At 58.7% G+C, this 14,172-nt stretch carries 8 protein-coding genes and 1 pseudogene; 7 read left to right on the forward strand and 2 right to left on the reverse strand.

All coding sequences use genetic code 11. The features are described from left to right. Nucleotides 1–122: 122 nt before the first annotated feature. Complete coding sequence (gene rlmKL / locus AUC60_RS05315) at nt 123–2,393, reverse strand: bifunctional 23S rRNA (guanine(2069)-N(7))-methyltransferase RlmK/23S rRNA (guanine(2445)-N(2))-methyltransferase RlmL (protein ID WP_087265053.1); 2,271 nt, start codon at nt 2,391–2,393, stop codon at nt 123–125. Nucleotides 2,394–2,956: 563 nt separating this feature from the next. Between rlmKL and rmf the strand changes: the two genes are divergently transcribed. Continuing rightward, nucleotides 2,957–3,172 carry a ribosome modulation factor gene (gene rmf / locus AUC60_RS05320; RefSeq protein WP_002553055.1) on the forward strand — a complete coding sequence of 72 codons (216 nt, stop codon included), beginning with the start codon at nt 2,957–2,959 and terminating at the stop codon, nt 3,170–3,172. Nucleotides 3,173–3,282: 110 nt separating this feature from the next. Here rmf and AUC60_RS05325 read toward each other — a convergent pair whose 3' ends face one another. Beyond that, the gene (locus AUC60_RS05325; RefSeq protein ID WP_087265054.1) at nt 3,283–4,314 is read right to left on the reverse strand and encodes a quinone-dependent dihydroorotate dehydrogenase; all 1,032 of its coding nucleotides are present in this window, start codon (nt 4,312–4,314) and stop codon (nt 3,283–3,285) included. 451 nt (nt 4,315–4,765) lie between these two features. Between AUC60_RS05325 and AUC60_RS05330 the strand changes: the two genes are divergently transcribed. The 6 genes and pseudogenes from AUC60_RS05330 to AUC60_RS05355 all read left to right on the forward strand — a co-directional run bounded on the left by AUC60_RS05330 (nt 4,766) and on the right by AUC60_RS05355 (nt 14,170). Then, on the forward strand, nt 4,766–5,974 hold the full coding sequence (locus tag AUC60_RS05330) for a CmpA/NrtA family ABC transporter substrate-binding protein (RefSeq protein WP_087265055.1): 1,209 nt from the start codon (nt 4,766–4,768) through the stop codon (nt 5,972–5,974). A 13-nt stretch (nt 5,975–5,987) separates the two neighbouring features. Continuing rightward, entirely contained in the window at nt 5,988–6,563 is a 576-nt protein-coding gene (locus AUC60_RS05335) for an ANTAR domain-containing response regulator (protein WP_027902728.1), read from the forward strand. A gap of 434 nt (nt 6,564–6,997) precedes the next feature. Beyond that, on the forward strand, nt 6,998–8,209 hold the full coding sequence (locus AUC60_RS05340) for a nitrate/nitrite transporter (protein ID WP_087265056.1): 1,212 nt from the start codon (nt 6,998–7,000) through the stop codon (nt 8,207–8,209). An 8-nt stretch (nt 8,210–8,217) separates the two neighbouring features. Continuing rightward, complete coding sequence (locus AUC60_RS05345) at nt 8,218–9,876, forward strand: bifunctional protein-serine/threonine kinase/phosphatase (RefSeq protein ID WP_087265057.1); 1,659 nt, start codon at nt 8,218–8,220, stop codon at nt 9,874–9,876. A gap of 335 nt (nt 9,877–10,211) precedes the next feature. Further along, nucleotides 10,212–11,411 (forward strand): annotated as a pseudogene (locus AUC60_RS05350) (NAD(P)/FAD-dependent oxidoreductase); the annotation flags it as partial. Nucleotides 11,412–11,440: 29 nt separating this feature from the next. After that, nucleotides 11,441–14,170, forward strand: a complete 2,730-nt coding sequence (locus tag AUC60_RS05355) for a nitrate reductase (protein WP_087265059.1) — start codon at nt 11,441–11,443, stop codon at nt 14,168–14,170. The last annotated feature ends 2 nt before the right edge of the window (nt 14,171–14,172 follow it).

The following is a 14,172-nucleotide window of genomic DNA, read 5'->3' on the forward strand; positions in this document are numbered from 1 at the left end:
GACGCGTCACGCTGGCTGTAGCTCACTTATAGCGATTAGCCAGTATTTTGCCTAGTCCGTGTCAGCAGCATTTGCACATCGATCCGCCGCAAATGCGAACGGATCGATGCGCGCAGGCCCCATTATCTGGCTGTGATCTTCCACGCTCTATGGATTTTGCTGTTGCGGGCAAAGTCAGGGTCGATGGTTTGGGCGGTTATTTCTTCCACGGCATAACGCTGTGCAAGATTTTCATCGAGGACAAACTTGCGGAAGTTATTCGAGAAATACAGCACGCCGCCCGGCGCCAGACGCGCCATGGCCAGGTCAAGCAACTGCACCTGATCGCGTTGCACGTCGAAAATACCTTCCATGCGCTTGGAGTTGGAGAAAGTCGGCGGATCGATGAAGATCAGGTCGTACTCTTCACGACAGGCATCCAGCCACGCCATCACGTCGCCCTGCTCCAGACGGTTCTTGTCGGAGAAACCGTTCAGCGACAGGTTACGCCGCGCCCAATCCAGGTAAGTTTTGGACAGGTCGACACTGGTGGTGCTGCGCGCGCCGCCTTTAGCAGCGTGAACGCTGGCCGTTGCGGTGTAGGAGAACAGATTGAGGAAGCGTTTGCCCTGAGCCTCGCGCTGAATTCGCATGCGCATGGCGCGGTGATCCAGGAACAGGCCGGTGTCCAGATAATCCGTCAGGTTGACCAACAGCTTGACGCCGCCTTCATTGACCTCGACAAACTGCCCTTGAGCACTTTGACGCTCGTACTGCTTTGTACCGCTCTGGCGCTCGCGACGCTTGATAACAACTCGGCTCTTGTCGACATTGAGCGCCTGAGGGATAGCCGCCAACGCATCGAACAGACGGGCCGAGGCTTTTTCCGGATCAATGGACTTGGGCGCGGCGTACTCCTGAACGTGAACCCAATCCTGATACAGGTCGATCGCCAGCGAGTATTCAGGCATGTCAGCGTCATACACGCGGTAGCAATCGATGCCTTCGCGACGTACCCACTTGCCCAGCAGCTTGAGGTTTTTCTGCAAACGGTTGGCAAACATCTGCCCGCCTTCGCTCAAGCGCGGCTGCTCGACCACCACTGGCGCCGGTTTGATCGGGTTGCCGTTCTTGTTGTACTTCTCGTATTTGCCTGGCGTCACCAGCGGGCTGGTGTCTTCCGGCTCGACGTGATCGCGCTCGACCTGACGCTGTTCAGCGGTGCGGCGTTCGCCGGTCACGAACTGGTCCGGCAGCACTTTGATCAGCAGCAGCTTGCACGGCAAGGCACCGTTCCAGAAAGCGTATTGCTTGTGGCTGCGAATGCCCATGCGCTTGCCCAGATCCGGAGCGCCAGTGAATACCGCAGCCTCCCAGTTCAGGCAGGCCTGACGTAGACGCTCACCGAGATTCTGGTAGAGATAAAGCAAGCTTGCTTCGTCACCCAGTCGCTCGCCATAGGGAGGGTTACAGATCACCAGACCTTTCTGATTCTGGTCAGGGCGCGGTTCAAATGTTGCCACTTCGCCCTGGTAAATCTTGATCCATTCGCTGAGACCTGCACGCTCCACGTTGTTGCGCCCCGGTTGAATCAGGCGCGGATCCGCTTCGTAGCCGCGAATCCACAGCGGCGGCTTGGCCAGACCCGCTTCAGCGCGCTCAAGCGCTTCATCGTGCAGCTTGCGCCACAGGGCAGGCACGTGGCCGAGCCATGCGGAGAATCCCCAACGCTCGCGCTTGAGGTTTGGTGCGATGTCGGCAGCGATCATCGCCGCTTCAACGAGGAAGGTACCCACGCCGCACATCGGGTCCGCCAGCGCGCCACCTTCAGCAGCAATACGCGGCCAGCCCGCACGAATCAGAATGGCGGCCGCCAGGTTTTCTTTCAGCGGCGCAGCGCCCTGCTGCAAACGATAGCCCCGCTGATGCAGGCTGTGGCCGGACAGGTCCAGAGACAGAATCGCTTCGCCACGGTCCAGACGCAGATGCACGCGCAGATCCGGGTTCAGCTTGTCCACGGACGGACGCGAACCGTCTGGCATGCGCAGTTTGTCGACGATAGCGTCCTTGACCTTCAAGGCGCCGAAATGAGTGTTGTCGATGCCCGAACCGTGACCACTGAACTCAACCGCCAGCGAGCCGTCCGGCTCAAGGTGATCGTGCCAGTCAACGTGCAACACGCCGTTGTAAAGGTCTTCGGCATCCTTCATCGGGAAGCGCTTGAGGACCAGCAAAACACGGTTGGCCAGACGCGACCAGAGGCAAAGCCGGTAGGCGGTCTCCATGTCGGCACTGCCACGAATGGCTGAGGTATGTTCGCGGGTTTCCTCGAGGCCAAGCGCTGTGGCTTCCTCGGCAAGCAGCCCTTCCAGGCCTTTAGGGCAAGTGAGGAAAAGTTCGTAACGGTCCGACATGAGTATTCCAGGGCCTGAGCCATAAGCGGCGGGCAACGCATTGCCCGACCAGATTTAACAGGCGTCTTTCTTGGAGAACGCCTGCGTGGCACACAATTTGTGCCAGACCACCTTGAACCGATCTGGTCATCAAGGCAGTCATCCCCAGACCATCATGGCCAAGGGACATTTAAAAACCACTATTCAGCACGACAACAGCCGTAATAAAAAGTCACATCGCGACCCTTCGTCGATTTAAGGCTGCTTGCAACCGGCCATCATCTGCGCTTGCGAAGCAGTCGCAACACTCCTCGCAGGCCTTGCCCACTCAGGGCTGGCGAAATAATCAACTTTGAAACACCTGACTGCTTATGTTCCAGTTATTACAAATATGACGTGCTTATGACAAAACGATCATTCACAGCACCCTAACCATTGGTTAGAAATCACCACAGGTTGTCACCGCAACGGTAACGACACCACGCCCGCGACGCCGGCAGCGGGCACCAACGGCAGAAGCATTCTGCCCGACCTCGACATGAGGTCTCAGGGACATAACAGTCAACAAACGAGGGCAACACCCTATGAGAAGACTTAAGCGTGATCCGTTGGAAAGAGCATTTTTACGCGGATATCAGTACGGCGTTCATGGTAAATCCCGTGAGCTTTGCCCTTTTACTCTACCGTCGGTGCGCCAAGCCTGGATCAATGGCTGGCGAGAAGGACGCGGCGACAACTGGGACGGTATGACCGGCACTGCGGGAATCCACAGACTCAACGAACTTCACGCGGTCGGATAATCAGGTAACTTCCGATCAGTCCATCAAATCTCTGAACCGATTCAAAACCAGAAGCGTCCCATCCGGGCGCTGGGCGCAAGCCCAAGGGGCTCCTTCAAGGAGCCCCTTTTTTAGCCTCGGCTTTTGCCCATCGCAGCAATCGCATCCACCGACTCACGAATCAGTGCCGGGCCTTTATAGATAAAGCCGGAATAGATCTGCACCAGGCTCGCACCTGCAGCGATTTTTTCAGCCGCGTGCTTGCCTTTGGTGATGCCGCCCGCGGCAATGATCGGCATCCGCCCAGCCAGTTCGCCAGCCAGAACCTTGACCGTATGGGTGCTCTTCTCGCGCACTGGAGCGCCGGACAGCCCCCCCGCCTCGTCGCCATGCGGCAAGCCTTCGACGCCGACGCGGCTCAGGGTGGTGTTGGTAGCGATCACCGCATCCATACCCGACTCGATCAAGGCTGCGGCAACCAGCACGGTTTCTTCGTCGGTCATGTCGGGCGCAATCTTGATGGCCAGCGGCACACGCTTGCCATGCAACTGGGTCAGTGCTTCCTGACGAACACGCAACGCTTCAAGCAACTGCTTGAGCGAGTCGCCGAACTGCAGGCTGCGCAGGCCTGGGGTATTGGGCGAACTGACGTTGACCGTTACATAGCTGGCATGGGCATAAACCTTGTCCAGACAGATCAGATAGTCGTCCACCGCTCGCTCGACTGGCGTGTCGAAGTTCTTGCCGATATTGATACCCAGAATGCCTTTGTAGCTGGCGGCCTGGACCCGAGCCACCAGGTTATCGACACCCAGATTATTGAAACCCATGCGGTTGATGATTGCTTCAGCCTGCGGCAGACGGAAAATCCGCGGCTTGGGATTGCCCGGCTGAGGACGCGGCGTCACGGTACCAATTTCAACGAAGCCGAAACCCAACTGGGCAAAGCCGTCGATGGCCGCGCCATTCTTGTCCAGACCGGCAGCCAAGCCGACCGGATTGGGAAATTCCAGGCCCATGACGTTCACCGGCAGACGCGCCGGTGCCTTGCTCAACAGGCCATTGATACCCAATCGGCCACCAGCACCAATCAGATCCAGCGACAGGTCGTGGGAGGTTTCCGGGGAAAGTTTGAACAGTAACTGGCGGGCCAGGTTATACATGGGCGGGCGCGGCTCGTAAGAAGCTGAATTCAGGGCGGCGATTATAAACGTCTGAGCGATTGCGTGCGAGGCATGCCTGCGGGCTTTTGTTTGAGCTGATCGACTGGGCTGCGATGAGCATAGGTATCTACACATCTTTTTCGTGTAGTGATTTTGTGTACATATCCGTTATTGCGGTCATGGCTGATATGGACGCAAGAACTGCTACATCCCCTGACGAAATAAGTGTAGATACCCAGGATCAGGTGAGCATGACACTGGCATATCGCTTGCTTGACTTAGACTAATAGCAGCGTGCCAACGAGGGCCCGATGCACCGACAATGGCGTCGTTCCGTCTTTGCTTTTTGCGAAGGATTGAACGACGCTTTTTTTATGAAAGATTCCTGCCAGCCTGGCGCGGACATGCCCGCCCCACACGCAGTTGTCATGGCAGAGGACAGATGACACTTATGAATGAGCCCACAAGAAACCCGTTGGCCTGGGTAGCTGGCAGCGATGCACCAGAGATCAACTGCCTCGACATTGGCTTCATGCCGCTGTCCGACAGCGCCTCAATCGTCGTTGCCGCAACACAAGGCTTCGCCCAGCCCTATGGCCTGAGCCTGAACCTCAAACGTCAGCCGTCGTGGGCAAGCCTGCGCGACAAGCTGGTCAGCGGCGAATTGCACGCGGCCCACAGTCTCTACGGATTGATCTATGCCGTACAGCTAGGCATTGGCGGTAGCGCGTCCACCGACATGGCCGTATTGATGGGGCTGAACCAGAACGGTCAGAGCATCAACTTGTCGCGTCCGCTGCAGGACGCGGGCGTGATCACTCCTGAGGCGCTGGACCACCAGGTGCACCAAAGCGGCACAAAGCTGACCTTCGCGCAAACCTTCCCCACCGGCAACCACGCTATGTGGCTTTATTACTGGCTGGCGAGCCAGGGTATTCATCCTCTGCAGGACGTGACCAGTGTAGTGGTGCCGCCGCCGCGCATGGTTGAGCATCTGCAAGCCGGTCGCATCGATGGCTTCTGCGTGGGTGAGCCTTGGGGTGCCAGCGCAGTAGATCAGCAACTGGGCTTTACCTTCGCCACCACTCAGGCGATCTGGCCCAACCACCCGGAAAAAGTACTGGGCTGCACCCGGGAGTTTGTTGAGCAGAATCCTAACACCGCACGGGCGCTGGTCATGGCAGTACTGGAAGCCAGTCGCTTCATCGAGTCCAGTGACGAGAACCGACGCAGCACCGCGCAATTGCTCAGCGGCGTGGATTATCTCGACGCGCCTGCCAGTTGCATCGAGCCGCGCTTGCTGGGTGATTACCGCGACGGGCTGGGTAACCAATGGCACGATCATCACGCTTTGCGCTTTCACGGTAATGGTGACGTCAACCTGCCGTACCTGTCCGACGGCATGTGGTTCATGACGCAGTTTCGCCGCTGGGGATTGCTGCGTGAAGATCCGGACTATCTCAATGTTGCCAAAGGCGTGCACCAACTGGCGCTTTATCGTCAGGCCGCCGAAGCGCTGGATATACCGGTTCCGACTGCAACGATGCGCAGCAGCCAGTTGATCGATGGCAAGGTCTGGGACGGCTCTGACCCGGCCGGCTATGCCCGCAGCTTCAAGCTTCACGCCATGGCCAACGCGGCCGCCGCCCTGACTCAATGAGGAGCTGACGATTATGCTGCGTATCCTCTTGATCAATGACACGGCAAAAAAAGTCGGGCGCCTGAAAGCCGCGCTCAGCGAAGCGGGCTTTGAAGTGATTGATGAGTCCGGACTGATCATCGACTTGCCCGCACGGGTTGAAGCGCTTCGCCCCGATGTGATCCTGATCGACACTGAATCCCCGGGCCGCGATGTCATGGAACAGGTCGTGATGGTCAGTCGCGACCAACCACGCCCCATCGTGATGTTCACCGACGAGCATGATCCGGGGGTGATGCGTCAGGCAATCAAGTCGGGGGTCAGCGCGTACATCGTCGAGGGCATTCATGCCCAGCGTCTACAGCCAATTCTCGATGTAGCCATGGCGCGTTTTGAAAGCGATCAGGCCTTGCGTGCCCAGCTTCAGGCACGGGATCAGCAATTGGCCGAACGCAAACGCATCGAACTGGCCAAGGGCTTGCTCATGAAAATGAAGGAGTGCAAGGAAGAAGAGGCCTACACCTTGATGCGCCGTCAGGCCATGAGCAAACAGCAGAAGCTGATTCAGGTGGCGGAGCAGATTATCGCGATGAGTGAATTGCTGGGGTGAGGCTGACACCCATCCGGATTTGAAATACAACTATGTGGGAGCAGAGCTTGCTCGCGATGAGGCTGGACGCGGTTCATTTTAGATCGCGTCCAGCCTCATCGTCGGAATGCCGCCCAGACCAAGCTCTGCTCCCACTGGATTGCATTCCAAAATGAGGTGAAGGGGACGATTCTCCAGCTGGCCCAGCTTTTGCTAGTTAATCAACACAGGTAACCAACGGCGGTTGCCCCACTCTACGACAAAGACGTCGCACACCTTTTTCGCCAACGCGAATCGGGTTGCGGCGTTTTTTGCGTTTTGGCCCCAGTGATCGGGGTCGGTGGTGCTGCCGAGGTTATGGACGCCCCACCTGAATGTCTCTACAGCGTCAAGCCCTTACGGTTCGGGTCCGTGCCCGAAACAACAGATCTTCCTTTTTGCAGATGAGGTGTTCAATGAATACAAGCTTCTGGAAGGCCGGCCACAAACCGACCCTGTTCGCCGCCTTTCTGTATTTCGATCTGAGCTTCATGGTCTGGTACCTGCTCGGCCCGATGGCTGTGCAAATTGCGACAGACCTGCAGCTGACCACCCAACAACGCGGCCTGATGGTAGCAACGCCGATTCTGGCGGGCGCCCTGCTGCGCTTCGTGATGGGGATCGTGGCGGATCAACTGTCGCCGAAAACCGCCGGGATCATCGGCCAGGTCATCGTCATCGTGGCGCTGTTCAGCGCCTGGAATCTGGGTATTCACACCTATGAGCAGGCGCTGTTGCTGGGCGTGTTCCTCGGTGTCGCCGGTGCGTCGTTCGCGGTCGCGTTGCCGCTGGCGTCCCAGTGGTATCCGCCAGAGCATCAGGGCAAGGCGATGGGCATTGCCGGTGCAGGCAACTCCGGCACGGTGCTGGCCGCGTTGATTGCTCCGGTGCTGGCTGCTGCGTTTGGCTGGAGCAACGTGTTCGGCTTCGCGGTCATCCCACTGGTCCTGACCCTGATCGCTTTTTCGCTGATGGCGCGTAATGCGCCAGAGCGCGCCAAACCCAAGTCCATGGGCGACTACCTCAAGGCGCTGGGTGATCGTGACAGCTGGTGGTTCATGTTTTTCTATAGCGTTACCTTCGGCGGCTTCATCGGCCTGGCCAGCGCCCTGCCCGGTTACTTCAATGACCAATACGGCCTGAGTCCGGTGACTGCTGGTTACTACACCGCAGCCTGCGTGTTCGGCGGTAGCCTGATGCGCCCGCTGGGCGGCGCTCTGGCTGACCGTTTCGGCGGTATTCGAACCTTGGCGGGCATGTACGCGGTGGCGGCTATCTGCATCGCGGCCGTTGGGTTCAACCTGCCCAGTTCCTGGGCGGCACTGGCCTTGTTTGTTGCGGCGATGCTCGGTCTGGGTGCAGGCAATGGCGCAGTATTCCAACTGGTGCCACAACGTTTCCGCAAGGAAATTGGCGTCATGACCGGCCTGATCGGCATGGCCGGCGGCATTGGTGGCTTCCTGCTTGCCGCAGGTCTGGGCTCGATCAAGCAACACACCGGGGACTATCAGATGGGCCTGTGGTTGTTTGCATTTCTCGGCGTGTTGGCGTGGTTCGGCCTGCTCAACGTCAAGCGCCGCTGGAGAACCACCTGGGGTTCGGCAGCTGTTACCGCTGCTCGCGTCTGAGGCAATCAATGAGCTTGCAGCTGAGCCTTGCTCAATTCAGCGCCAGCGGCCCGCGGGCGGAGAATCAGGACGCCATGCGCCTGGTGACTCCGGCCCCGGAGCTTGCCGCCAGCAAAGGCTATTTGTTTGCCTTGGCAGACGGTGTCAGTCAATGCGTCGATGGCGCCCTCGCGGCGCAATCAACCTTGCAGGCGCTGGCGCTGGATTACTACTCGACGCCTGAAACCTGGGGCGTCGCCCAATCCCTCGACCGCCTGCTGCTCGCGCAAAATCGCTGGCTGCAGGCCAACGGCTTGCTGACCACGCTCAGCGCATTGGTGCTACGCGGCAGGCGTTTTACCCTGGCTCACGTTGGCGACTGTCGCGCCTATCGCTGGCACGCCGGGGAGCTGCAACGCATCAGTGAGGACCACGTCTGGGAACAGCCCGATATGCAACACGTGCTGAAACGCGCGCTGGGGCTGGATCAATACGTGGTCATGGATTATCTGGACGGCGAACTGCGTGAAGGCGAACGCCTGCTGTTGCTCAGCGATGGTGTCTGGGCAACGCTGGGTGACGCCAGCATTCGCTCGATTCTCGCCGAACAGGAGGATCTGGATCGTGCTGTGCAAACGCTGGTCAGCGCTGCTCATCTGGCTGGCAGTCAGGACAACGCCAGCGCCGTGCTGATTCGCGTCGATGCGCTGGGCCAGGATGACCTGGGCGACGCACTTATCCAGCTTCAGCAATGGCCGCTACCGCCATTATTAAAGCCCGGACAACATTTCGAAGGCTGGCAGATTAACAGTCTGCTGGCTGAGTCTCGCCAGTCATTGCTGTATCGGGTCAGCGATCCGCAAAATCAGCGCTGGCTGTTGAAAACGCTTCCTGGCAATCGCCATGGCGAGCCCGGCGCGGGCCAGGGATTACTGCTGGAAGAATGGTTTTTGCGCCGCGTCGCGGGGCGCTTCTTCCCTGAAACTCACTCCGCGCCGGATCGCCAACACCTGTATTACGTGATGCGTGAGCATCCGGGCCTTAGTCTGGCCCAATCATTCACCGAGCACGGCCCGGTATCCGTAGCGCAATGGCTAGGCCATGCCACGCAACTGCTGCGTGCCGTGGGCTTACTGCATCGGCGCAACATCATCCACCGCGATATCAAACCGGAAAACCTGCTGCTCGAAGACAACGGCGAGTTACGCCTGCTGGATTTCGGCCTCGCCTACTGCCCAGGCCTCTCCACGCTGACGCCGGGCGATTTACCAGGAACGCCAAGCTTCATCGCACCCGAGGCGTTCCATGGCGACGAGCCCACTCCCCGCCAGGATATTTACGCGGTGGGCGTCACCCTCTATTACCTGCTGACCGGGCATTACCCGTATGGTGAGATCGAAGCATTCCAGCACCGCCGTTTCGGTACGCCTACGCCAGCCAGCCGCTATCGCCCGGATCTGCCCGACTGGCTCGATCACAATCTGAGCAAGGCACTGCAAGCTGATCCACAACTGCGCTATGAAACTGCCGAGCAGTGGTTGCTGGAGCTGGAGCAGGCCGAACACCGTCCGTTGGTCAAACGCGCACAGCCCCTACTCGAGCGCGAACCGCTGAAGGTCTGGCGAACGGTCGCGCTGGTTTCGTTGCTAGTAAATCTGGTCGTGATTGTCTGGTTGATGCGTCATTGAGCAGGATTGCCCTGCGACGGTGCGCCTCGCACCAAAGCGGACAAGCTTTGGGCACGAGCTCCCTGTAAAAGCGGCCAATGCTGCGAAAGCAGATTGCCTGACACATCGCGATCGCAGCCTCCCACACCTCCTACAATGCAACACCGGGCATCTGGCACAACCCCTGCATATCTCTCCTCAAGCTACTCACATCGCTACAGCTTTCAAAGACGAAGGCTGAGCTTCCCGAGAGAACGGGACCGGACAAAGGCGTCCTCGCTAGTTATCTAGCGGGACGCCTTTTTTGTTTGTGCAGAATTTGTCGAGCACCCTCTCGCGGGCTTCTCGGAGGCAAGATGAGAAAACTCAAACTGGTGATGATTGGCAATGGCATGGCCGGGGTTCGCACGCTCGAAGAGCTACTCAAGCTCAGCGACGATCTCTACGACATCACCGTGTTCGGTGCCGAGCCGCACCCCAATTACAACCGCATCATGCTGTCGCCGGTGCTGGCCGGGGAGCAGAAATTCGAAGACATCGTGCTCAACGATCTGGAATGGTATTTGAGCAACAACATTCAACTGCTGCTCAATCGCAGAGTCGTGAAAATCGACCGGGCAAAGCGCCAGGTGATTGCCGATGACGGCACCGTTGCACATTACGATCGCCTGCTGATTGCCACCGGCTCGACGCCATTCATGCCACCTATGCCTGGCAGCGCCCTCAGCGGTGTGATCGGTTATCGCGACATCGCTGACACACGAATCATGATCCACACCGCCAAAGTCCGGAAACATGCGGTGGTGATCGGTGGCGGTCTGCTCGGTCTGGAAGCAGCGAACGGCCTGAAGATGCGCGGCATGGACGTGACCGTCGTCCACATCGGCAAGTGGTTGCTGGAACGGCAACTGGATAAAACCGCCGGACAACTGCTGCAAACCGCTCTGGAAGCTCGCGGCTTGCACTTTCGCCTGAACGAGCAAACCGAAGCTTTACTGAACGACGGCAAAGGCGCGGTCAAAGCCGTGCAATTCAAAAACGGTGACGTGATCCCTGCCGATCTTGTGGTCATGGCAGCGGGCATTCGCCCGGCGACCGAATTGGCAGAACTGGCCGGCCTGCCGTGCAATCGCGGGATTCTGGTCAACGACACCCTGCAAACCTACGACCCGCGCATTTATGCCATCGGCGAATGCGCCAGCCACCGCGGTACAGCCTACGGTCTGGTAGCACCGCTGTTCGAGCAAGCCAAAGTCTGCGCCAACCATCTCGCACAATTGGGCTTCGCCCGCTACAAAGGTTCTGTCATCTCGACAAAATTGAAAGTGACCGGCATCGACCTGTTTTCTGCCGGAGACTTCATGGGTGGCGAAGGCACTGAAACCATTACGCTGCAGGACCCCATCAGCGGGCGTTATAAAAAACTGGTGATTAAAAACGACGTGCTGGTGGGCGCTTGCCTGTACGGCGACACCTCTGACGGCGGCTGGTACATGCGCCTGATCCGCAGCGGGCAATCGATCAGTACTCTGCGTGACCAACTGATGTTCGGAGAAACCACCACACCTCAAACGGACATTCCGCTATGCGCCTGACCAGCATTGCGGTGCCTGCGACGCAAACCATCGCATCCACTTGCTGCTATTGCGGGGTCGGGTGCGGCGTACTCATCGAACATGACGGGCGCAACATCATCGGGGTCAGTGGTGATCCCGCGCACCCGGCCAACTTCGGCAAGCTCTGCAGCAAAGGATCGACCCTGCACCTGACGGGCGACATCAGCGCACGGGCGCTGTATCCGGAACTACGCTTGGGCAAAGGCCTGGCACGAGGCGTCACGGACTGGAAAACCGCACTGGATCATGCCGCTAATGTGTTCGCCCAGACCATTCGCGAACATGGGCCTGACAGCGTGGCGTTCTATATCTCGGGGCAACTGCTGACCGAGGATTACTACGCATTCAACAAGCTAGCCCGGGCGCTGGTCGGCACCAACAATATCGACAGCAACTCTCGCCTGTGCATGTCTTCTGCGGTAGTTGGCTACAAGCGCAGCCTGGGTGCAGATGCTCCGCCCTGCAGCTATGAAGACATCGAGCTCAGTGATTGCGTGATGATCGTGGGCAGCAACATGGCTTACGCTCATCCGATTCTGTTTCGTCGCCTGGAAGAAGCAAAAAGCCAACGCCCGGACATGAAAGTCATCGTCATTGATCCACGCCGTACCGATACGTGCGATCTGGCGGACATGCATCTGGCGATCAACCCCGGCACTGACGTGGCGCTGTTCCACGGCATTCTGCACCTGCTGCTCTGGGAAGGCATGGTCGATCAGGATTTCATCGACCAGCACACCGAAGGCTATGCCGAACTGAAAAGCCTGGTGCATCACTACACGCCGCAAATGGTCGCGCAGACCTGCGGCATCTCGCTTCAGCAACTGCACGAATGCGCCCAGTGGGTCGGTCAGGCACCGAGCTTTCTATCGCTGTGGTGCATGGGCTTGAATCAGTCCACCGCGGGGAGCGCCAAAAACAGTGCGTTGATCAACCTTCATCTGGCCACCGGACAAATCGGCCGCCCTGGCGCGGGACCTTTCTCCCTGACCGGCCAGCCCAATGCCATGGGCGGCCGCGAAACCGGCAGCCTGTCCAATCTGCTCCCCGGCCACCGTGAAGCAGGCAATCCCGACCATCGCGATGAAGTGGCGCAGTACTGGGGGATCGACAAGCTACCGGAAGCGCCAGGCTTATCCGCCATCGAATTGTTCGAGCAGATGCAGAGCGGCAAAATCAAAGCTGTGTGGATCGCCTGCACCAACCCGGCTCAATCACTGCCTGATCAGACCCGGGTTCGCGAAGCCCTGAACACCTGCCCGTTCGTGGTTCTGCAGGAAGCCTTTCGCACCACCGAAACCGCACGCTTTGCCGACCTGCTGCTGCCCGCCGCCAGTTGGGGAGAAAAAGAAGGTTCGGTCACCAACTCCGAAAGACGTATATCCCATGTGCGCAAAGCGATTGCCGCTCCCGGAGACGCGCGCCCGGACTGGGCAATTACGGTTGATTTCGCTCAACGCCTCCAGGCCCGGCTAAAGCCTGAAGCAAAGGCGCTTTTTGATTTCCAGACGCCTCAGGCGCTGTTTGATGAGTACAAGCTTCTGACTCAAGGCCGCGATCTGGACTTGTCTGGTATCAGCTACGGCATCATCGACCAGTACGGCCCGCAACAATGGCCATTCCCCGCAGGCGCTACAGGCGGCACGGCACGCCTGTATCTGGATGGCCACTTTCCAACGCCATCAGGCAAGGCCAGATTCATCAGCGAGCCGTACAGCGCTGCCAAAGAGCTGCGCGACAGTCGCTTCCCGCTCACCCTGAACACCGGCCGCCTGCGTGATCAATGGCATGGTATGAGCCGCACCGGCACCGCTGCGCGCCTGTTCGGTCATGTCAGTGAAGCGGTGTTGAGCCTGCACCCGGAAGATTTGCATCGCTATCGACTGCAATCGGGTGATCTGGTCACCCTGAAAAGCCGACGCGGCAGCGTGATCGTGCCGGTAGACAGCGATGACGGCTTGCGGGCTGGCCACGGGTTCATGCCGATGCACTGGGGTGATCGTTTTCTCAAAGGCGGCGTGAATATCCTTACACAGCCAGCGTTCGACCCGATCTCCAGGCAACCCGAGCTGAAGCACTCTGGCGTGCGCGTCGACAAGGTCGACCTGCCATGGCGGCTATTTGTGTTGATAGAAGGTGACGTGCAACGCCGACTGGATGCCTTGCGCTCACTGTGCGATGAATTCCCCTACACCAGCTTGAGTCTTGCCGGACGCGAGCGCCCTGCCCTGACTTTGCGAGCAGCCAGCAGCGAAGCGCCCGCTCAAGAACTGCTTGATCGGATTGATCAGTTGCTGGAACTGGATCACGGCCCGGTGCTGGCTTATGACGATCCTCGAAGGGGCATCAGCAAACGCATTCGTCTGGAACAAGGTCGGATCACTGCTATCCGCCTGGGCGGGGAAACTCTCGCCAGGGACTGGTTGCAAGGGCTGTGGCTGGATGGCCAGGAGATCGATGACGAGCTACGCCGGTGGTTACTTGCTCCGCTCAGCAGCGCTCCCGGTTCGGGCACAAATAAATCAACTCGCAGCAAAACGTTATGCAATTGCATGAACGTCAGTGAAAACGCTGTATGCGACGCCATCGCCAAAGGACTCGACCTGGGTCAACTGAAGGCACAACTGGGCTGCGGCACTATGTGCGGCTCGTGCGTGCCGGAAATCAAACGACTGCTGACGGCCGTCGCGATCAACTAATG

It is taken from the genome of Pseudomonas caspiana (genome assembly GCF_002158995.1).
Classification (GTDB): domain Bacteria; phylum Pseudomonadota; class Gammaproteobacteria; order Pseudomonadales; family Pseudomonadaceae; genus Aquipseudomonas; species Aquipseudomonas caspiana.

Excerpts from the sequence above, each read along its gene's own strand:
- rlmKL (WP_087265053.1), bottom strand. The coding sequence starts at position 2,393 with ATGTCGGACCGTTACGAACTTTTCCTCACTTGCCCTAAAGGCCTGGAA.
- AUC60_RS05330 (WP_087265055.1), top strand. The coding sequence starts at position 4,766 with ATGAATGAGCCCACAAGAAACCCGTTGGCCTGGGTAGCTGGCAGCGAT.
- AUC60_RS05340 (WP_087265056.1), top strand. The coding sequence starts at position 6,998 with ATGAATACAAGCTTCTGGAAGGCCGGCCACAAACCGACCCTGTTCGCC.
- AUC60_RS05325 (WP_087265054.1), bottom strand. The coding sequence starts at position 4,314 with ATGTATAACCTGGCCCGCCAGTTACTGTTCAAACTTTCCCCGGAAACC.
- AUC60_RS05345 (WP_087265057.1), top strand. The coding sequence starts at position 8,218 with ATGAGCTTGCAGCTGAGCCTTGCTCAATTCAGCGCCAGCGGCCCGCGG.
- AUC60_RS05335 (WP_027902728.1), top strand. The coding sequence starts at position 5,988 with ATGCTGCGTATCCTCTTGATCAATGACACGGCAAAAAAAGTCGGGCGC.
- rmf (WP_002553055.1), top strand. The coding sequence starts at position 2,957 with ATGAGAAGACTTAAGCGTGATCCGTTGGAAAGAGCATTTTTACGCGGA.
- AUC60_RS05355 (WP_087265059.1), top strand. The coding sequence starts at position 11,441 with ATGCGCCTGACCAGCATTGCGGTGCCTGCGACGCAAACCATCGCATCC.